The sequence below is a fragment of the Streptomyces sp. NPDC002276 genome (assembly GCF_053891435.1).
In genome coordinates, this window is sequence record NZ_JBSFCQ010000006.1 from 424,365 (window position 1) to 443,099 (window position 18,735).

The following is an 18,735-nucleotide window of genomic DNA, read 5'->3' on the forward strand; positions in this document are numbered from 1 at the left end:
GCTTGAGTGGGTGTTGCATGCCTATATGTACTCTTTCGGATGTGTGGCTTCCGGCTTAAAGTGCCCCGGCCCGAGCGCGTGTTGGGGAACCGGCTGGCAGGATCGCGGCATGGCTGAGCGGCGGCGGGACGAGCGGGGCAAGCGGGGCGGGCCGGATGCCCGGGAGGACGCACGGGCTGTGGGGGAGCCGTGGCGGCGGCGGGTGCACGCCGAGGAGGCGGACGCCTGGGACGAACTCGTCGTGACGGCCCGCCGGACGGTGTCCGACGGCCTGGTGGTCGGCACCTCCGGGAACGTCTCGGCGCGCGTCGGCGACATCGTCCTGGTCACACCCTCAGGTGTCCGCTACGACCGGCTGACACCCGACGACACGGTCGGCGTCGACCTCGACGGCCGACAGGTCCTCGGCACCCTCCTCCCGACGAGCGAACTGCCCATGCATCTCGCCGTCTACCGCAGCACCGACGCCCAGGCCGTCGTCCACACCCATGCCGTCCACGCGACGGCCGTCTCGACCCTCGTCCCCGAACTCCCCTCGGTCCACTACATGTCCGGCGCCCTCGGCGGCCCGGTCCGGGTTGCCCCGTATGCGACATACGGCACCGAGGAGTTGGCGGAGAACATGCTCCACGCCCTCGCCGACCGCTCCGCCTGCCTCCTCCAGAACCACGGCACGATCGCCTACGGCGACTCCCTGGACCAGGCGTTCGACCGCACGGCCCAGCTGGAGTGGATGTGCCGCCTGTGGCTGACGGCGTCGTCGGTACCGGGGCTGTCGCCGACGCTGCTGTCGGGGGAGCAGGTCGCTGAGGCGGGGGAGCGGTTGCGGGGGTACGGGCAGCGGCGGGGGTGACGGGAGTGGGGTGAGCGGGGTGAGCGGGGTGAGTGGGGTGAGTGGGGTGCGCGGGGTGAGTGGGGTGCGCTGGCCGGGGGTGGTGGGCTGAGGTTGGTTGACGGGGCGGTGGGGTTGGCGGGGCGGTGGGGCGGCGGGTCGGCGAGGCGGCTGGGTTGGCGGGGTCGGGTGCGCTGACCGGGGGTGGTGGGCTGAGGTCGGTCGACGGGCTGGCGGGGTCGGCGGGGCCGACCGAACCGGGACGGCCGACGCGGCTGCTCCCGCCCCGCCCTGGTTCCTCCAGGGCTCGTGTCCACCGGGCGCCTCCTCCCGCTGGCCGGTAGCCCGGTCCGCCGGGACACTGGAGCCGTGCGCACAGTCAAAGCGACGGCCGCGGCCGTCTCCGTGGCCCTCGCGGCCGGTGCGGTGGGCGTCGCCGCCGGCCGGTACGCCAGCGACGCCGCACTCAAGGCGCCGCCCGGCCGCCCCCTGCCGACCGAACCCCGGCTCACGGTGCACGCCACCGCCGCCGGACAGATCACCCTCACCCGCGACCTGGCCTCCCTGCGCCCCGGCACCTACGGCCTCGCCGGTGACGGCTCCCACGCGGTCGTCGGCCCAGTCATCGACACGGCGTCCCACTCCGCCGACACCGTCGTACGCCGCCTCGAACGCGTCACCCACGGCACCCTGCACCCCCGCGACAAGGTGTGGCTCACCCCCAACGTCCACATCGGCAACCCGAGCGCCGCCCTCGGCCTCGACCACGCCGACATCGACATCCCCGGCGAACTCGGCTCGCTGCCCGCCTGGTTCGTACCCGGAGCGCGCGGCACCTGGGTGATCGCGGTGCACGGCCTGGCCGCCACCCGCGAACTCACCCTGAACGTCATGGAGTTCCTGCACCGCAACCGCTTCCCGGTCCTCGCCCCCTCCTACCGCGGCGACCTCGGCGCACCCCGCAACCCCGACGGCCTGGGCCATCTCGGCGAGACCGAGTGGCGCGACCTGGACGCCGCGATCCGCTACGCCGTGCGCTACGGCGCCGAGCACGTCGTCCTGTACGGCTGGTCCACCGGCGCCACCATGGCGCTGCGCGCCGCCGCCCACTCCGGGATGCGCGACCGCGTCTCCGGACTGGTGCTGGACTCGCCGGTGCTCGACTGGGAGACGACGCTGCGCGCCCTCGCCACCGCCCGGCACACCCCGGGCGCGCTGCTGCCGCTCGCGGTCCGCGCCGCCCAGGGCCGCACCGGTCTGCACGGCGACCGCATCGCCGAGGCCGCCGACCCCGCCCGGCTCACCGTCCCGACCCTGATCTTCCACGGACCCGACGACACCGTCGCCCCCTGGTCCCTCTCCCGCCGCCTCGCCGCCCGCCGCCCCGACCTGATCACCCTCCAGCCGGTCGCCCGGGCCCCGCACAGCGCCATGTGGAACGCCGACCCGGCAACCTACGAGGAGATCCTGCGCCGCTTCCTGACTCCGCTGATGTGACCCCGGCCCACTCACCGGCCCACCCCCCTCCGACCTTCCGTTTAGCCCTGTACCACTGGCCTGAACCAGGCCCCCAGCAGCCCGCGGGACCCCCTCCCTTGGCCCTCCCCGTCGCCCGCCGTGACATTCCGTTTGGGTTTTCGGACCGTCAACCGGAAGACTGCACCCGTGACGTCCCGTATCCCGCGCGACTCCAGGCTTCGACTCGTCCGCCCGCGACCCCTGGCCGCCGCCCCCCGAGCGATGAACCAGCGGCGCTCGCGCCGCCCCGCACCCCGCCCTCCGGAGGGCACACCGGCCCCCGCGGAACTGGCCAGAATGGCACGCTCCGGCCTCGCCGGAGCGGCCCGCGTCGCCCACTGGGCCGACGCCGCACTACGACCCGGCCGTGACGGCGCGAGCCCCGACGGCAAAGGCACCCTCTCCGAAGCGACCGCCGAACTCGCGGCCGAGGACCTGGGTCTGACCCCGGCCCAGGTCCGCGCCGACTGGGACACCGCCCGCCTCGCCGGCCTCGTCGAGGTGCACGGCGACAGCGCCCGCCCCGGCTGGCGGCTGCGCGCCTGGGACCGCGACGACAGCGCCGTACTGCGCGGCTGGGTCGCCCTCTTCGACGCCTGGTCGCTCGCCCACCCGGAACCCCGGGAGCACGAGCCCTCAGCCGTCGCCGAGGTCGTCTCGGCCATGCCTCAGGTGCTCTCCTTCCTCCAGCTGTCCGCCGGGCCCGTCCCCGTCGCCCAGCTCCTCGACCTCCTCGAACAGCGCGTCACCGAACTGCGCACCGAGCGCTGCGAGATCCCCTACGGCCCGCAGCCCGAGCCGGTCCAGCAGCCGCCGGCCGCCGCCGATGCCCCTCTCGACCCCCTCCTCGACTGGGCCCTGCACGCCCTCGCCTCCGTCGGTGCCCTCACCTACGGCGACGCCCAGGCCACCCTCACCCCGCTCGGCAGCTGGGCGGTCTGGGTCAAGCTGGAGCAGATCTGCGTGGCCGCGCAGAGCCCCGCCGGGAACATCGAGCAGTCCGCCGAGAACATGCTCCGCGGCTGCTCCCAGCTCCGCCCGAACGCCGCCCGCGCCGAGTACCGCGCCTGGCTCGCCGCCCGCACCGTGGGCAGCGCGGTCGGCCAGCTGATCGACGCCGCCCGCGGTGAGGACGCCCTGCTGCGCGGCCTCGCCTTCGAGGCGCTGCGCGTCGTCGGCGCCCCCGCCGAGCCCGACGTCCGCGCGGCGGTGGACGAGGCGACACTGCGGCCGTACGCCCTGCTGTGGCTGGCGGAGCACGACGGGATCGACCCGGAGGACGCCCACGAGGTCCTCACCCGTGAAGAGGCCACCTGGATGTGGGTCGACACCGCCGCCGCGGTCGCCGACCACGGTGAGGCCCCGCTGCTCGTGCGCCACCTGGAGTCCGCGATCCAGCCGACCGTCCCCATGCTCCTCGACGAGGTGCGTGCCGTGGGCCACCCGCGCACCGTGCAGGTCCTGGTCGCGCTCGCCGCGGCCCACCCCGACCCGGCGCTGGCCAAGGCCGTGCGCCGGGCCGCCTTCCAGGTGCACACAGGGGGCAGCTAGGAGGGGTCAGGCGCCTGCCGGCCCCGGTATCTCCGGGGCGTAGGTACCGAAGCTCCAGATGTTGCCCTCGATGTCCCGGGCCACGTAGTCCCGGGATCCGTAGTCCTGGTCCGTCGGGGGCGTCAGGATCTCCGCGCCGTGCTCCACGGCCCGTCGGTGGTGGGCGTCGACGTCGTCCACGACGAGGTACACCCCGACGGGTCCCGCGCTCTTCATCGCCTCGTCGAAACGGCCGCCGCGGCCCTTGGAGCCGAGCATCACCGCGCCGTTGCCCTGCACCAGCTCGGCGTGCGTCACCGAGCCGTCCTCGCCCTCGTACACCGCGAGTTCGGTGAAGCCGAAGGCCTCCGTGAGCTGCCGGATCGCCGCCTTCGCGTCCGTGTACAGCAGGGACGGGTAGATGCTGGGACGCCCGCTGTCCTTGCCTGCCATGCCGATCACTTCCTTGTGTGTCGTGTGCATTTCCTTGTGCGTCGGATGCTTTCGCTTTTTTCTGCTGCTTTGACCGCTTCGACGAGTCTTGCACCCGCCACTGACAACGCCCCGCGCACCGGCCTCCCGGCCGTCAGCGGAAGGTGTCGCACCGCGCCATGTCCCCGGTCTGGTAACCCTGGTGGAACCACTGCTGGCGCTGCGCCGCCGATCCGTGCGTCCAGGTCTCCGGCGTGACCCGGCCCTGGAACCGCTCCTGGATCCGGTCGTCGCCCACGGCCGCCGCCGCGTCCAGGCCGTCGCGGATGTCGGCCTCCGTGAGGCTGGTGATCAGCGGCCGTCCGGTCGACTCGTCCTTCGTGGTCGTCGCGTGATGCGCCCAGACCCCCGCGTAGCAGTCCGCCTGTAGCTCCACCTTCACCGCGTTGCTGTTCGCGCCGGTCCGTCCGTCCTGCGACCTGCTCAGCGTGCCCATCAGGTCCTGCACGTGGTGCCCGTACTCGTGGGCCACGACATACGCCTGCGCGAACGGGCCGCCACTGGAGCCGAACTTCGTCCGCAGCTCGTCGAAGAAGCCCAAGTCCAGATAGACCTTCCGGTCGCCGGGACAGTAGAACGGCCCCACCGCCGAGGTCGCCGTCCCGCACGCGGTGGCGACCTGCCCGCTGAAGAAGACCGTGGGGGAGCGGGTGTAGGTCCCGCTGCGCCGCTGGAACTCCTGCGCCCAGAAGTCCTGCACGCTGTTGACCACCGCCACGATGCGGCAGTCCTCCTTGGTGTTCGCGTCCTGTCCGGTACGGCAGGACGACTGCACCTGGGCCAGCGAGGACGCGGTCGCCGCCGGCGCGTCACCGCCCGACGACAACCCCAGGTTGTCGGGGCCGACGCCGAAGAACAGCCCCAGGAGGAGTGCGATCAGCGCGGCGAGGCCCCCGCCCACGGTCGCGCGCCCGCCCGGAATCCGGCTGCCGCGCACGTCCTGCACCTCGGAGGTGTCCAGATCGGCATCGTCGTCGAACTGCATGGGCCCCGCTCTCCGCGCGTGTGGACCCCCTGGCGCCCATCCTCGCCCGCAGCCCGCGCGGGGGCGCCGGGCGAGCGGCCGAACGGGGGACGCCCTTCGTGGCGCCGAACACACCCGCGCACCGGAAAAGCGCTTGCATCGCCCCGTTAGACTTGGCCCATGGCCATTCTCCTCGCGCATTAGACGGCGGGAACGTCCTCAGCCGCCCCTTCCGCCTACGACCCCGCTCTGGAGTCTGACCGTGATCTCCGCCTCCGGTATCGAGCTGCGCGCCGGTGCCCGTGTCCTCATCGAGTCCGCGACCTTCCGCATCGCCAAGGGCGACCGCATCGGTCTGGTCGGCCGTAACGGCGCCGGCAAGACCACCCTGACCAAGGTCCTGGCCGGTGAGGGACAGCCCGCCGGCGGCACCGTCACTCGCTCCGGCGAGGTCGGCTACCTCCCGCAGGACCCCCGCACCGGCGACCTGGACGTGCTCGCCAGCGATCGCATCCTCTCCGCGCGCGGCCTGGACACCCTGATCCGCAAGATGCGGGAGAACGAACAGCGCATCGCCAACGGCAGCGGCGCCACCCGCGACAAGGCCATGCGCCAGTACGAGCGCCAGGAGACCGAGTTCCTCACCAAGGGCGGTTACTCCGCCGAGGCCGAGGCCGCCACCATCGCCGCCGCGCTCAACCTGCCCGACCGGGTGCTCGGCCAGCCCCTGCACACGCTCTCCGGCGGTCAGCGGCGCCGTATCGAGCTGGCCCGCATCCTGTTCTCCGACGCGGACACGCTCCTGCTCGACGAGCCCACGAACCACCTCGACGCCGACTCGATCGTCTGGCTGCGCGACTACCTGAAGACGTACCGCGGCGGCTTCATCGTGATCTCCCACGACGCCGACCTCGTGGAGACCGTCGTCAACAAGGTGTTCTACCTGGACGCCAACCGCGCGCAGATCGACGTCTACAACATGGGCTGGAAGCTCTACCAGCAGCAGCGCGAGGCCGACGAGAAGCGCCGCAAGCGCGAGCGGCAGAACGCCGAGAAGAAGGCCGCCGCCCTGCACTCGCAGGCCGACAAGATGCGCGCCAAGGCCACCAAGACGGTCGCCGCGCAGAACATGGCCAAGCGTGCCGACCGGCTGCTCGCCGGGCTGGAGGCGGTACGCGTCTCCGACAAGGTCGCCAAGCTGCGCTTCCCGGAGCCCTCGCCCTGCGGCAAGACCCCGCTCATGGCGGAGGGTCTGTCGAAGTCCTACGGCTCCCTGGAGATCTTCACCGACGTCGACCTGGCCATCGACAAGGGCTCGCGCGTCGTCATCCTCGGCCTGAACGGCGCCGGCAAGACGACCCTCCTGAAGCTCCTCGGCGGTGTCGAGAAGCCCGACACCGGCGAGGTCATCGAGGGGCACGGCCTCAAGCTCGGCTACTACGCGCAGGAGCACGAGACCCTGGACCCGGAGCGCACGGTCCTGGAGAACATGCGCTCCGCCGCCCCCGACCTGGACCTGGTCGAGGTCCGCAAGACGCTCGGCTCGTTCCTGTTCTCCGGCGACGACGTCGACAAGCCCGCCGGGGTCCTCTCCGGCGGCGAGAAGACCCGCCTCGCGCTCGCCACCCTGGTGGTGTCCTCGGCGAACGTCCTGCTCCTGGACGAGCCGACGAACAACCTCGACCTGGCCAGCCGCGACGAGATCCTCGGGGCGCTGCGCACCTACAAGGGTGCCGTCGTTCTCGTCACCCACGACGAGGGTGCCGTGGAGGCGCTGCAACCGGAGCGGATCATCCTGCTGCCGGACGGAGTCGAGGACCTGTGGGGCGCGGACTACGCGGATCTCATCGCCCTGGCCTGATCGAAGCGGCTTGATCGAATGCTTGATCCACGGCGTATGGATCATTCGGCCTACCGGTGATCCACCATCTGTGTGAGATCTCCTCGTACCGAGGTGTGTCGTACATCGATTTTCCGGCCGAGTCCTTTATCGACAAGGGCTCGGCCGTTCCGCGTCTCTGACCAGGTATTTCGCGGAGCAACTCGTTCGACCGTGCGGATACGGCCGTATGGAATTTCACATTCCACTTGTGGGGACGCGCTCCTGTCGTCAAAACCTTGTCTCACGGACCTTGCCGAATGGGTGGCCATGAACGCTTGGAGGGGTGATCATGAGGAGACCAAGAGCGCACTTCCCATGAGGAGGCACGGGTGGCCGAGACTCTGAAGAAGGGCAGCCGGGTAACCGGCGCCGCGCGCGACAAGCTCGCGGCAGACCTGAAGAAGAAGTACGACTCCGGTGCGAGCATCCGGGCGCTGGCCGAAGAAACCGGCCGCTCGTATGGCTTCGTCCACCGGATGCTCAGTGAGTCGGGCGTCACGCTCCGTGGGCGTGGCGGGGCGACCCGGGGCAAGAAGGCTTCGGCCTGACCCCGAGCGGCTCAACGGCTTCGATGGTGACCACCCGGTCGGATGACTGACCGGCCGGGTGGTTACTGTGCAGTCACTTAGCTCTGCTCTGTTGACCGCACACATCGGAGGCGCCCCATGGCTTCGCCCGAACAGGACGACAAGGACCTCGGTCCCGTACTCGACAAGGGCGGCGTACGGCTCACCGTCGACGACGCGATCGCCACGGTGACGCTGACCAACCCGGCCAAGCGCAACGCTCAAAGTCCTGCTCTGTGGCGGGCGTTGGCGGAGGCCGGGCGGTTGCTGCCGGGCTCCGTCCGAGTCGTGGTGCTGCGTGCCGAGGGCAAGTCCTTCTCGGCCGGACTCGACCGGCAGGCGTTCACGCCCGAGGGCTTCGACGGCGAGCCGTCGTTCATCGACCTCGCGCACAGCAGTGACGCCGTGCTGGACGAGGCCATCGCCGGGTACCAGGCGGGATTCACCTGGTGGCGACGGAGCGACATCGTGTCCATCGCCGCCGTGCAGGGGCATGCCATCGGGGCCGGCTTCCAGCTCGCCCTCGCCTGTGACCTGCGCGTCGTCGCCGACGATGTGCAGTTCGCCATGCGCGAGACCAGCCTCGGACTGGTGCCCGACCTGACCGGCACCCACCCCCTGGTGGGGCTCGTCGGCTACGCCCGCGCGCTGGAGATCTGCGCGACCGGGCGCTTCGTCGCGGCCGAGGAGGCGGTGAGCACCGGCCTGGCCAACATCGCCGTGCCCGCCGACCAGGTCGACGACGCCGTACGCGATCTGGCGACAGCCCTGCTGGCCGCGCCGCGCGACGCCGTCATCGAGACCAAGGCGCTGCTCCAGGGCGTCCAGGGGCGTGCGTACGACGACCAGCGCGCCGCCGAGCGCGCCGCCCAGGCCCGACGGCTGCGGGACCTCGCCGGCGTCGGCGAATAAGTCCTCTAAGTCCTCGGCCGATCCTGGTTCAGTCGATCTTCGTGACGAGCACCGCCACGGTCGGGTGACCGGGCAGCACCTCGCCGGCCCTCGCGCGGACCTCCCGGGCCACATCCAGGGCCCGGTGGTCCGCGCGTACGGCGATCTCCACGCGCGCGTGCAGGCGTGGCAGCGCGCCTTCACCCTGCCGTTCCTCGATGTGCACCGCCCGCCCCAGCCCGCCCAACGCACCGGTCAGCCGGACCACGCCGGGGGCGCGGAGCACGGCTGCGACGATCAGGGACTCGCCGCCGTCGTCAACATTGACCATCAGGTCGATTTCATCAATGTGGTCAATGTCGGCGGCGGAATGATCCACATCGTCCACATGGTCAACATCGTCCATGTGGTCCAGCAGGGCTGTCACCTGTAGATCAACCTCCGTCACCACCAGCCCGAGCCGCTCAGCCGCGGCCGTCGCCAGCGCCGCGCGCAGCCGGGAAGCGGTCGCCGGAAGAGGGTCGGTCGCCACGGCCGCGAAGTCGGCCGTGATCCGCAGCGGCCCGGGCGGCAGGGCCCCCGGCGGTGGTGGTACGGCGGGCTCGTACACGTCCTCCGGATCGGCGAGCGCGACGCGCAGCGCGCCCAGCCGCACGCCCCGTACGTGCTCCGCCACGCCCCGCAGCACGGCCTCCGCCGCCCGCTCCGCGATCCACGCGCCGTCCCGCCGGTCACCCAGGGGCAACAGCCTGCCGAGCCCCAACTGCTGCCGTACCGCCCGCCCGTCGCCCACCACCGCCCTGTTCGAAGGCGCTGCGCGCCGCCCCTGATTCCCAGTCCACGCGTCCGCCGTCATTCCTCCAGCCTGCCGCATCCCCGGCGCGGGAGAATGCAACCGCACTTACCGTGGTCGAAGGACGACGACCGAAAGGGACGTACGGCGATGACCGACATGACGGAGCGGAACCGGACGCAGGACCCCGACGGCGAGAGGGAGCCCCTACAGACCCGGAAGACCCCCACCAAACGCGGCGGAGGCGACCCGGCGTCCCGAGGGCGTACCACCATCGCCGACGGGGTCGTGGAGAAGATCGCCGGGCTGGCCGCCCGGGACGTCCTGGGCGTGCATGCCATGGGCAGCGGGCTGTCCCGCACCTTCGGAGCCGTGCGCGACCGGGTGCCCGGCGGTTCGAAGTCGGTGTCCCGGGGCGTGAAGGCCGAGGTCGGCGAGGTGCAGACCGCCCTCGATCTGGAGATCGTCGTCGACTACGGGGTGTCGATCGCGGATGTGGCCCGGGCCGTACGGGAGAACGTCATCGCGGCCGTGGAGCGGATGACCGGCCTCGAAGTCGTCGAGGTCAACATCGCGGTCAGCGACGTGAAGTTGCCCGACGAGGAGGACGACGAGCCGGAGCCCCGTCTCCAGTGACCGAACCGACGGATGAACCCATGGACAGCGGGCCGACGAACGAGCTGAGGAGCGCAGGATGAGCAGGGCCGTGGTCGGCATGATCGCCGGAATGGCGCTGGGCTTCGCCGGATACTTCGGCGGGTTCGGCGCGTTCCTGCTGGTGGCCGCCCTGGGCGCCATCGGGTTCGTCGTCGGCCGGTTCCTCGAAGGGGACCTGGAACTCGGCGACTTCTTCCGCTCGCGCGACGACCGGCGGCGGTGACGTCCGTGAGCGGCGGGGACGGCGCGGTCGACGAACGCGGCAGACCCCTGGCGGCCGTCCCGCGCGGTGAGCGGGGCGCCACCCGGATCGCCGACCGGGTCGTGGCGAAGATCGCCGCGCAGGCCGCACGCGAGGCGCTGGGACCGCTGCCCCCGGAGGCCGCGCCGCCGCACGCCACCGTGGTCGTACACCACGACACGGCACGCGTGCGCGTGCACCTCGAACTCGACTATCCCTGCGACATCGGCGACCGCTGTCTTCGGGTGCGTCGACAGGTGGTTCAGCGGGTACGCGCGTTGGTGGGCATGGAGGTGCCCGAGGTCGCCGTCCAGGTGGAACGGCTGCATCCGGCACAGACACACCGCGCGGCACAGGGGAGGACGCGATGAGCGAGCCCCAGGGCTCCGAAGGCACGACCCAACGACTACCGGTCATCGAGAAGGAGACCGACCCCGGACACGGCGGGTACGACCCGGCGGCGGACCGCGGTCCCGCACCCCTGGTCGACGGCGGCGGCAAGGACGGCCGCTTCTGGTCGACGCGCCGCGTCCCCGCAGGGATCGTTGCCGTCCTGCTGCTCGTCGGCGCGGGCGCCCTGCTCTACGACATCACCGCCGTGCGCGCCAAGCGGCCCGCCGCGCACTGGCGCCGCGAACTGACCCGGCAACTCGCCGAACGGCCCCTGGACGACACCTGGGTCCTCGTCGGCGCCGGCATCGCCGCCGCTCTCGGCCTCTGGCTGATCGTGCTCGCACTCACGCCCGGCCTGCGCCAGGTGCTGCCGATGCGCCGCACCCACGCCGACGTCCGGGCCGGCCTGCGACGCGCCGCCGCCGCGATGGTGCTGCGCGACCGGGCCATGGAGGTCTCGGGCGTGCAGTCGGTCCGAGTAAGGACGAGCCGGACGAAAGCCGATGTCCGCGCGGTGTCCCATTTCCGTGAACTCGACGACGTACGAGCCGACTTGGACGCCGTGCTCAGCGACGCGATCACCGGGCTCGGGCTGGCCCGGCCGCTCGCCCTGTCGCTGCACGTGGGCCATCCCGGACGGAAGGGGTGAGCGCGGTGCTGAGGGTCGTCAACCGCGTGGTGATCGGTGTCGTGGGGCTCGCGCTGCTCGTGCTCGGCGGCTCCGTGCTGGCCGCAGGACTCGGCGTGAAGCCACCGTCGTGGTGGATCCACGACGGGCGCCACGACGTCCTGCTGAGTGACGCGCAGCGGACCCGCTGGCGGTCCGACGGCTGGTGGTGGCCGACGGTCCTCGCCGCGCTCGCGGTCCTCGTCCTGCTGGCCCTGTGGTGGCTCGTCGCGGTGCTACGGCGGCGTCGGCTCACCGAGGTCGCCGTCCGCACCGGCGACGGCGAGGGTGCGCTGCTGAGGGGCCGGGCCCTGGAAGGCGTCCTCGCCACCGACGCGGGCGACCTGGACGGCGTGGCCCACGCGCACGTGCGGCTCGCCGGCACCCGCACGGCACCCGAGGCCCGCGTCCAGCTCAGCCTGGAACCCCACGTGGACCCCGGAGTCGCCCTCGATCACCTGACGGCCAACGCCCTGGCCCACGCCCGCGACTCGGCGGGCCTGGACGCACTCCCTACGGAGGTACAGCTGACGGGGGTCAAGCACCGCGCGGAGCGGGTCAGTTGACGGTGCGTCAGAATCCGTGCCGTATCCCGCCGTCCACCGGCAGCATGATCCCCGTCAGATAGGACGCCGCTGGCGACAGCAGGAACGCGGCCGCACGCCCGAACTCGTCCGGCGTCCCGTAGCGCCGCAGCGGGATCCGCGACTCGTTGGCCGCGCGGGTGGCCTCCGGGTCCGCGGAGAGGCCGTCCAGCTCGCGCACGCGGTCCGTGTCGATGCGGGCGGGCAGCAGTCCGACGACACGGATGCCGCGCGGGCCCAGCTCGTCCGCGAGGGACTTGGCGAAACCGGCCAGGCCGGGCCGTAGCGCGTTCGAGATCGTCAGCCCGGGGATCGGCTCGTGCACCGAACCGGACAGCACGAAGCCGATGACCCCGCCCGCCTCCAGTTCCCCGGCCGCCGCGCGGGCGAGCCGTACCGCGCCCAGGAACACCGACTCGAACGAGGCCTGCCACTGCTCGTCGGTGGTGTCCGCGACGAACCCGGGCGGCGGCCCGCCGACGCTCACGAGGATGCCGTCGAAGCCCCCGAAGTGCTCCCGCGCGGCGGCGATCAGCCGGGCCGGCGCGTCCTCGTCGGCGTTGTCGACAGCCACGCCCACCGCGTTCGGCCCCAGTCCGGCCGCCGCCTCGGCGGCCCGCTGCTGGTCCCGCCCGGTGACGACGACCTTCGCGCCGTCGGCCACCAGCTCGCGCGCGGCGGCGTTGCCCAGTCCACGGGTGGCCCCGGTGACGACGTACACGCGGTCCTTCAGTCCAAGATCCATGGTTCCTATCCTGCCTTCTCGTCCCCGAACAGGGCGAGGGCGGTGTTCACCAGCCCGATGTGGCTGAACGCCTGCGGGAAGTTGCCCAGTTGACGGCCGGCCACCGGGTCGTACTCCTCCGCCAGCAGCCCCACGTCGTTCGCGAGCCCCACCAGACGCTCGAACAGCACCCGGGCCTCCTTCGTACGGCCCGTCAGGTGCAGCGCGTCCACGAGCCAGAACGAGCACGCCAGGAAGGCGCCCTCGTCGCCCGGCAGCCCGTCCACGGGAGTGTCGGCCGCGGTGTCGTAGCGGCGTACGAAGCCGTCGTGGCCCAGCGCCGCGCGGACCGCGTCGACCGTGCCGACGACCCGGGGGTCGTCGGGCGGCAGGAAACCGAAGCGGGGGATGAGCAGCAGGGCCGCGTCGAGTTCCTGCGACCCGTAGTACTGCGTGAACGTGTTGCGCACCGGGTCGAAGCCCTTCTCGCACACGTCCTTGTGCACCGCGTCCCGCAGCTCGCGCCAGCCCGACAGGTCCCCCGGGAGGTCGGCGTACTCCTCCAGAGTGCGTACGGCCCGGTCGGCGGCCACCCACACCATGACCTTGGAGTGCACGAAGTGCCGGCGCCCGCCGCGCACCTCCCAGAGGCCCTCGTCGGGCTGCTGCCACTGCGCGCGCAGCCACTCCAGGAGGACGCTCTGCAATGACCACATGTGCGGCTTGGGCGACAGACCCGCGCGCCGGGCCAGCCACAGGGAGTCCATCACCTCCCCGTAGACGTCGAGTTGGAGCTGGTTGACGGCGCCGTTGCCGATCCGTACGGGGGCCGAGCCGCCGAAGCCGGTCAGGTGTGGCAGCTCGAACTCGGGCAGCCGCCGCTCGCCCGCCACGCCGTACATGATCTGAAGGTCCGCCGGATCGCCCGCGACCGCGCGCAGCAGCCAGTCGCGCCAGGCCTCGGCCTCCTTGTGGTAGCCCGCGGCCACGAGGGCGCCGAGGGTGAGACTGGAGTCGCGCAGCCAGCAGTAGCGGTAGTCCCAGTTGCGTACCCCGCCCATCTCCTCGGGCAGCGAACTGGTGGCCGCGGCGACGATGCCACCGGTCGGACGGTAGGTGAGGGCCTTGAGGGTGATCAGGGAACGCACGACAGCGTCCCTGTAGGGGCCGTCGTAGCGACAGCGGGCCGCCCAGCGCTCCCAGTCCGCGACACTGTGCCGCAGCGACTTGTACGGGTCGACGAGCGGCGGACGCGGCTCGTGCGAGGGATGCCAGGTGAGGACGAAGGCGACCTTCTGCCCGGCCTCCACGGTGAACTCCGAGAGGGTGCTGAAGTCCTCGCCCCAGGTGCGCACCTCCGGCTCGCTGCGCAGCCACACCGAGTCGGGGCCCGCGACGGCCACCCGGTGCCCGTCGGACCTGCGCACCCACGGCACGACCGCGCCGTAGTCGAAGCGCAGGCGGAGCGTGCTGCGGACGGTGACCCTGCCGCTCAGGCCTTCGACGACGCGTACGACGTCGGGGGCGCGGTGGCGCTGGGGCATCAGGTCGGTGACGCGCACCGCCCCCTCGGCGGTCTCCCACTCCGTGTCCAGGACCAGGGTGTCGGGGCGGTAGGCGCGGCGGGTGCAGCGGTCGGCGCCCTTGGGGGCGATGCGCCAGTGGCCGTTGTCCTCGTCACCGAGCAGTCGGGCGAAGCAGGCCGCCGAGTCGAAGCGCGGCAGACACAGCCAGTCGACCGAGCCGTCCATGCCGACCAGGGCCGCGGTCTGTTCGTCGCCAATGAGGGCGTAGTCCTCGATACGTGGGTGCACGGGGTGCGGGTTCCCGGAGTATGGACCACGCAATCAAGGTTCGGGGCCGGGCGGGTGACGAGCGGCGGGTCAGACCGTCGCCGGTTCGGCCTGCTCCGTGTCCTGCTCCTTGGCCGCCGCCTCCCGGCGGTCGCGGGCCTCGCGCCGCGCCAGGACGACATAGCCGACCGGGACGGCCGCCGCGAACAGCCACCACTGGATCATGTACGCGTAGTTCAGCGGGGCGTCTTCCTTGCCCGGGTCGGAGATCTGCTCCGGGGTGCCGCCCTTCGCCTCGGGCGCCGTCTGCTCGACATAGCCGCCGAGCACCTGGGCGCCGAGCCGCTTCGCCTGTTCCGCACTGTTGATCAACATGATCTGGCGGTCGGGCAGGCCCTTGATGTCCTTGATGCCGCTCGCCGCGGTCGTCTCGTCGGCCATCAGACGCCCGGTGATCGTGGTCCTGCCGCTCGGCGGCGCGGGGATCTTCGGGAAGGCGGTCTGTGCGCCGGTCGCCGGGATCCATCCACGGTTGATCAACACCACCTTGCCGTCCGTCAATACGAACGGGGTGAGTACATGGAAGCCGACCTCGTCGTCGTCATTGGTGCGGCGCCGGACGACGACTTCCTTGGAGGTCTCGAAGGTGCCCGTCGCGGTGACGGTGCGGTACTTCTCCGTACGGGTCACCGCGTGCCCGGGGGTGCTGATCTGCTCCACGGGGACCGGCTTGGCGTGCAGCGCGTTCGCGACCAACTGGTTGCGGGCGCTGCGCATCTCGTAGCGGTGCATCTGCCAGATGCCCAGCCTGATCATCGTGGGGATCAGGAGAAGGGTGATCAACGCGAGGATCACCCACTGCCGGGACATCAGGAAGCGGTACACCACACTGACGGTACCTGGCACGGATCGGCCCTCGACGGGAGGGTCCCGTCGAGGGCCGTAGCCCCGCAGCGGCGAGGAGCACGCGACCGAGTCGCACGGTCGAGCGGTCTACCGTGGATCACCCCCGCGCAGGCGGGGAGCACGCTCACACCTTGTCGACGATCCCCACCATCCCCTCCGCCCGCGCACAGTGGCCGCCGCAGAACCAGTGGCCCTCGACCTCCACGCCCTGGCCGATGATCTGCACCCGGCAGTGCTCGCAGATCGGGGCCATGCGATGGATCGCGCACGAGAAGCAGTCGAAGACGTGTACCGCGCCCTGCGCGTGCACCTCGAAGCTCATGCCGTAGTCATTGCCGCACACTTCACATCTCGCCATGCGCCACAGGGTGGGCCGTCCGCCCGGCACGGGCGAGCGGACGCGGGGCGAGTCGCGCCCCAATCACCCGTCCGTACGGCTCTCCGCGGCGCGCTCAGTCCGCCTGCTCGACATCCCGGAGCAGTTGCCCGAAGGCCGCCTCGTCCACCACGGGTGTGCCGAACTGGCGGGCCTTGACCACCTTCGAGGTGCCCGAGTCCGGGTCGTTCGTCACGAGCAGGCTGGTCAGCCGGGACAGGCTCGTGGCGACATGCAGCCCGGCCTCCACGGCCCGGTCCTCCAGCAGCTCTCGCTCGATCGACGTGTCCCCGGAGAACGCGATCCGCATCCCCTGCTTGAGCGGCTTGCCGTCCTCGAACCGCCCCGGGTTCGGGTACGGGCACGCGGGCCGCTTGCGCGCGGGACGCCAACTGCCCGCCCCGTAGCCGCTGTAGCCCCCGGACTGCTGGCCGATCCGGGGCGCGGGCCGGTCGGCGGTCCATTCGGTCAGCGGCCGGCACTCGTGCAGCGGCAGCCGTACGCCGCTGCTCGCCGCCGCCCGCAGGCTCGGCCGGAACGCCTCGGCGAGCACGCGCGCGTCGTCCAGCGCGTGGTGCGCGCGCTGCTGCACGACACCGAAGTGCGCCGCCAGGGACTCCAGCTTGTGGTTGGGCAGCGGGAGGCTCAGCTCCTTCGACAGCGCGATGGTGCACAGCCGCTGCCGGACCGGGGGCTCGATCTGCACGCGCGCGTACTCCCGCGCGATCATCTGCCAGTCGAAGACCGCGTTGTGCGCGACCAGCACCCGGCCCTCCAGGCGGGTCGCGAACTCCTCGGCGATGTCCTTGAAGAGGGGCGCGCCCTCCAGTACGTCACTCGTCAGACCGTGGATCCACACGGGGCCGGGATCGCGCTCCGGGTTGACCATCGTGTACCAGTGGTCCTCGACCTCGCCGAGCGCGTCCAGCCGGTAGACGGCCGCGGAGATTATCCGGTCGTCCCGGGCCAGACCGGTGGTCTCCACGTCAACTACCGCATACCCCTGGGGATACGCGGCCGGCCACGGAGCGGCTGCGGACACTGCGGGCGAGTGGTCTTCGAGCATGGTCATTGAGGATACGGGCCGTCACTGACAGCCCTGTCCCTCAGGTGCCTTGTCCCGCCCGCCCGTTCGGGTCCGCCGAACGCACGCGCGCGTGGCTATGGACCTTTTGCCCGCCCGGTGCAAGCGTGCTGCCCGCCTGACGGATGACGGCCTACGAAGGGCGGTACGGCGTATGGCACGCGTACGGTACGGCGCACGGACCGAGGCGGAGATCGCCGCCGCACGCACCGCGAGCGCGAAGCTCCCCGACATCTGGTCCACCGGTGTGGTGGCCGTCTGGGAGAGCGACCCGGACGCGGTCGCGGCGGTCCTCCCGCCGCCCCTCAAGCCCACCGGGCGGCCCCTGGTCCGGGTGAACATCAGCAAGGTCGAACTGACCGGATACCCCCTGGGCGCGGGCTCGTTCGCGGTCGCCGCCGCGCACGACGGCGTCGAGGGCTGGTACCCGCTGGTCATGCCGATGACCCACGAACGGGCCCTCACCGGCGGCCGTGAGGTCTTCGGCGAACCCAAGAAGCTCGGCGAGGTCACCGTCGACCGCGTGGGCCTCGTCGTGCACGCGTCCCTGGCCCGGCACGGCATCGCCTTCGTCGAGGTCCGTGGCGCGGTCAGTGAGCAACTGCCCCTCCCGGGGCCGACGCAGAAGACCGACTTCTACTTCAAGTTCCTTCCCGCGGTGGACGGTTCGGGCTTCGACGCCGACCCGGTGCTCGTGCACTGCCTGCGCAACGAGAAGGTCCGCCGCCTCGAACGCGTCACCGGGGACGTCGTTCTGCGCGAGTCCATGTACGACCCGGTCGCCGACCTCCCCGTACGCACCCTCGTCGACATCACCATCGGCGAGAAGACCAGCGACCAGCGCGGCAGGGTCGTCGAACGGGTCGACGCGCGGGCCCTGTTGCCGTACATCCACCAGCGCTACGACGACCCGCAACAGGTGCATGACGGCCCGCCGGAGGGGAGCGTCTGATGGAGCTGAGGGAGGGTCAGGTCGCCGTCGTCACCGGGGCCGCTAGCGGGATCGGGCTCGCGATGGCACGGCGGTTCGCCGCCGACGGACTCAAGGTGGTCCTCGCCGACGTCGAGCAGGGCGCCCTCGACAAGGCCGCCGCCGATCTGCGCGCCGACGGCGCCGACGTGCACGCGCGCGTGGTTGACGTCGGCGTACGCCAACAGGTCCTGGATCTGGCCGAGTCGGCGTACGACACGTACGGCGCCGTCCATGTCCTGTGCAACAACGCGGGGGTCGGTTCGGGCGCCGAGGGCCGGATGTGGGAGCACGAACCCAACGACTGGCAATGGGCGTTCGCCGTCAATGTGTGGGGCGTCTTCAACGGCATCCAGGCGTTCGTGCCGAGGATGATCAAGTCGGGTCAACCCGGTCATGTCGTCAACACGTCCTCCGGGGACGGCGGTATCGCCCCGCTGCCCACTGCCTCCGTGTACGCGGTCACCAAGGCGGCCGTCGTGACGATGACCGAGTCCCTGTACGCCCACCTGAAGGCGGAGCACGCGCGCGTGGGTGCCTCGGTGCTCTTCCCGGGGCCGCACATGCTGCGCACGGGTCTGTGGGAGTCGCACCGCAACCGGCCCGACCGGTACGCCAAAGAGCGCCCCCGTAGGACCCCTTATCGCAGCCTCGACCAGTGGGAGGGCGCGATGAAGGCGGCGGGCAAGGAGGTCGCCTTCACGCCCGTCGAGGAGGTCGCCGACCTCGTCGTGGACGGCATCCGCGCGGACCGCTTCTGGATACTCCCCGAGAGCGAGCACAGCGACGCCCAGATCCGGGCCCGGGCGGCCTCGATGCTCGACCGGGCGAACCCGTCGTACCTCGAAAGCTTCATCCTGGACTGAGGGGGC

General features: G+C 71.7%; 21 protein-coding genes. 13 read left to right on the plus strand and 8 right to left on the minus strand.

The window, feature by feature from the left end; translation table 11 throughout:
• Positions 1-109 precede the first annotated feature (109 nt).
• The 3 genes from ACWIHT_RS18780 to ACWIHT_RS18790 all read left to right on the plus strand — a co-directional run bounded on the left by ACWIHT_RS18780 (position 110) and on the right by ACWIHT_RS18790 (position 3,901).
• A complete protein-coding gene (locus tag ACWIHT_RS18780; protein ID WP_456169213.1) occupies positions 110-853 on the plus strand; it encodes a class II aldolase/adducin family protein in 744 nt (247 codons plus the stop codon).
• Positions 854-1,201: 348 nt separating this feature from the next.
• Entirely contained in the window at positions 1,202-2,329 is a 1,128-nt protein-coding gene (locus ACWIHT_RS18785; protein ID WP_456169214.1) for an alpha/beta hydrolase family protein, read from the plus strand.
• Between the two features lie 168 nt (positions 2,330-2,497).
• Positions 2,498-3,901 (plus strand): hypothetical protein, encoded by a 1,404-nt coding sequence (locus ACWIHT_RS18790; RefSeq protein ID WP_456169215.1) that lies wholly within the window; start codon positions 2,498-2,500, stop codon positions 3,899-3,901.
• 6 nt (positions 3,902-3,907) lie between these two features.
• On the opposite strand, the gene ACWIHT_RS18795 is transcribed toward ACWIHT_RS18790, so the two are convergent.
• Together ACWIHT_RS18795 and ypfJ are read right to left on the minus strand one after the other, a co-directional pair.
• Complete coding sequence (locus ACWIHT_RS18795; RefSeq protein ID WP_456169216.1) at positions 3,908-4,333, minus strand: VOC family protein; 426 nt, start codon at positions 4,331-4,333, stop codon at positions 3,908-3,910.
• A gap of 133 nt (positions 4,334-4,466) precedes the next feature.
• Complete coding sequence (gene ypfJ, locus ACWIHT_RS18800; protein WP_456169217.1) at positions 4,467-5,357, minus strand: KPN_02809 family neutral zinc metallopeptidase; 891 nt, start codon at positions 5,355-5,357, stop codon at positions 4,467-4,469.
• Between the two features lie 241 nt (positions 5,358-5,598).
• Between ypfJ and ACWIHT_RS18805 the strand changes: the two genes are divergently transcribed.
• From ACWIHT_RS18805 to ACWIHT_RS18815, 3 genes are all read left to right on the plus strand, one after another.
• Positions 5,599-7,197, plus strand: coding sequence for an ABC-F family ATP-binding cassette domain-containing protein (locus tag ACWIHT_RS18805; protein WP_262061918.1), 1,599 nt, complete (start codon positions 5,599-5,601; stop codon positions 7,195-7,197).
• Between the two features lie 350 nt (positions 7,198-7,547).
• Positions 7,548-7,766 carry a helix-turn-helix domain-containing protein gene (locus ACWIHT_RS18810; RefSeq protein ID WP_019060653.1) on the plus strand — a complete coding sequence of 73 codons (219 nt, stop codon included), beginning with the start codon at positions 7,548-7,550 and terminating at the stop codon, positions 7,764-7,766.
• Positions 7,767-7,883: 117 nt separating this feature from the next.
• A complete protein-coding gene (locus ACWIHT_RS18815; protein ID WP_456169218.1) occupies positions 7,884-8,696 on the plus strand; it encodes an enoyl-CoA hydratase/isomerase family protein in 813 nt (270 codons plus the stop codon).
• 28 nt (positions 8,697-8,724) lie between these two features.
• Here ACWIHT_RS18815 and ACWIHT_RS18820 read toward each other — a convergent pair whose 3' ends face one another.
• On the minus strand, positions 8,725-9,531 hold the full coding sequence (locus ACWIHT_RS18820) for a nucleopolyhedrovirus P10 family protein (RefSeq protein WP_456169219.1): 807 nt from the start codon (positions 9,529-9,531) through the stop codon (positions 8,725-8,727).
• 87 nt (positions 9,532-9,618) lie between these two features.
• Here ACWIHT_RS18820 and ACWIHT_RS18825 point away from each other — a divergent pair, with 87 nt between their 5' ends.
• Genes ACWIHT_RS18825 through amaP form a run of 5 tightly spaced genes read left to right on the plus strand, consistent with a single transcriptional unit; the run spans position 9,619 to position 11,992 of the window.
• Complete coding sequence (locus tag ACWIHT_RS18825; protein ID WP_019067435.1) at positions 9,619-10,104, plus strand: Asp23/Gls24 family envelope stress response protein; 486 nt, start codon at positions 9,619-9,621, stop codon at positions 10,102-10,104.
• 58 nt (positions 10,105-10,162) lie between these two features.
• The gene (locus tag ACWIHT_RS18830; RefSeq protein ID WP_019060657.1) at positions 10,163-10,348 is read left to right on the plus strand and encodes a hypothetical protein; all 186 of its coding nucleotides are present in this window, start codon (positions 10,163-10,165) and stop codon (positions 10,346-10,348) included.
• Positions 10,345-10,737, plus strand: coding sequence for a hypothetical protein (locus tag ACWIHT_RS18835; RefSeq protein ID WP_456169220.1), 393 nt, complete (start codon positions 10,345-10,347; stop codon positions 10,735-10,737). Before ACWIHT_RS18830 ends, ACWIHT_RS18835 begins: the two co-directional genes overlap by 4 nt.
• A complete protein-coding gene (locus ACWIHT_RS18840; protein WP_456169221.1) occupies positions 10,734-11,408 on the plus strand; it encodes a DUF6286 domain-containing protein in 675 nt (224 codons plus the stop codon). The genes ACWIHT_RS18835 and ACWIHT_RS18840 overlap by 4 nt, the downstream gene beginning before the upstream one ends.
• 5 nt (positions 11,409-11,413) lie before the next feature.
• A complete protein-coding gene (amaP, locus tag ACWIHT_RS18845; protein WP_456169222.1) occupies positions 11,414-11,992 on the plus strand; it encodes an alkaline shock response membrane anchor protein AmaP in 579 nt (192 codons plus the stop codon).
• A 7-nt stretch (positions 11,993-11,999) separates the two neighbouring features.
• Here amaP and ACWIHT_RS18850 read toward each other — a convergent pair whose 3' ends face one another.
• From ACWIHT_RS18850 to ACWIHT_RS18870, 5 genes are all read right to left on the minus strand, one after another.
• Entirely contained in the window at positions 12,000-12,755 is a 756-nt protein-coding gene (locus tag ACWIHT_RS18850; RefSeq protein WP_456169223.1) for an SDR family oxidoreductase, read from the minus strand.
• Positions 12,756-12,760: 5 nt separating this feature from the next.
• Positions 12,761-14,548 (minus strand): glycoside hydrolase family 15 protein, encoded by a 1,788-nt coding sequence (locus ACWIHT_RS18855; RefSeq protein WP_456169224.1) that lies wholly within the window; start codon positions 14,546-14,548, stop codon positions 12,761-12,763.
• Between the two features lie 69 nt (positions 14,549-14,617).
• Positions 14,618-15,412: an SURF1 family cytochrome oxidase biogenesis protein gene (locus tag ACWIHT_RS18860; protein WP_456169286.1), complete on the minus strand. Its 795-nt coding sequence runs from the start codon at positions 15,410-15,412 to the stop codon at positions 14,618-14,620.
• 145 nt (positions 15,413-15,557) lie between these two features.
• On the minus strand, positions 15,558-15,791 hold the full coding sequence (locus ACWIHT_RS18865; RefSeq protein WP_456169225.1) for a hypothetical protein: 234 nt from the start codon (positions 15,789-15,791) through the stop codon (positions 15,558-15,560).
• A 94-nt stretch (positions 15,792-15,885) separates the two neighbouring features.
• Positions 15,886-16,875 carry a DEDDh family exonuclease gene (locus tag ACWIHT_RS18870; protein WP_456169226.1) on the minus strand — a complete coding sequence of 330 codons (990 nt, stop codon included), beginning with the start codon at positions 16,873-16,875 and terminating at the stop codon, positions 15,886-15,888.
• 172 nt (positions 16,876-17,047) lie between these two features.
• On the opposite strand from ACWIHT_RS18870, the gene ACWIHT_RS18875 reads away from it, so the two are divergent.
• Entirely contained in the window at positions 17,048-17,845 is a 798-nt protein-coding gene (locus tag ACWIHT_RS18875) for an acetoacetate decarboxylase family protein (protein WP_456169227.1), read from the plus strand.
• Positions 17,845-18,729: an SDR family NAD(P)-dependent oxidoreductase gene (locus tag ACWIHT_RS18880; RefSeq protein ID WP_456169228.1), complete on the plus strand. Its 885-nt coding sequence runs from the start codon at positions 17,845-17,847 to the stop codon at positions 18,727-18,729. Before ACWIHT_RS18875 ends, ACWIHT_RS18880 begins: the two co-directional genes overlap by 1 nt.
• Positions 18,730-18,735 lie beyond the last annotated feature (6 nt).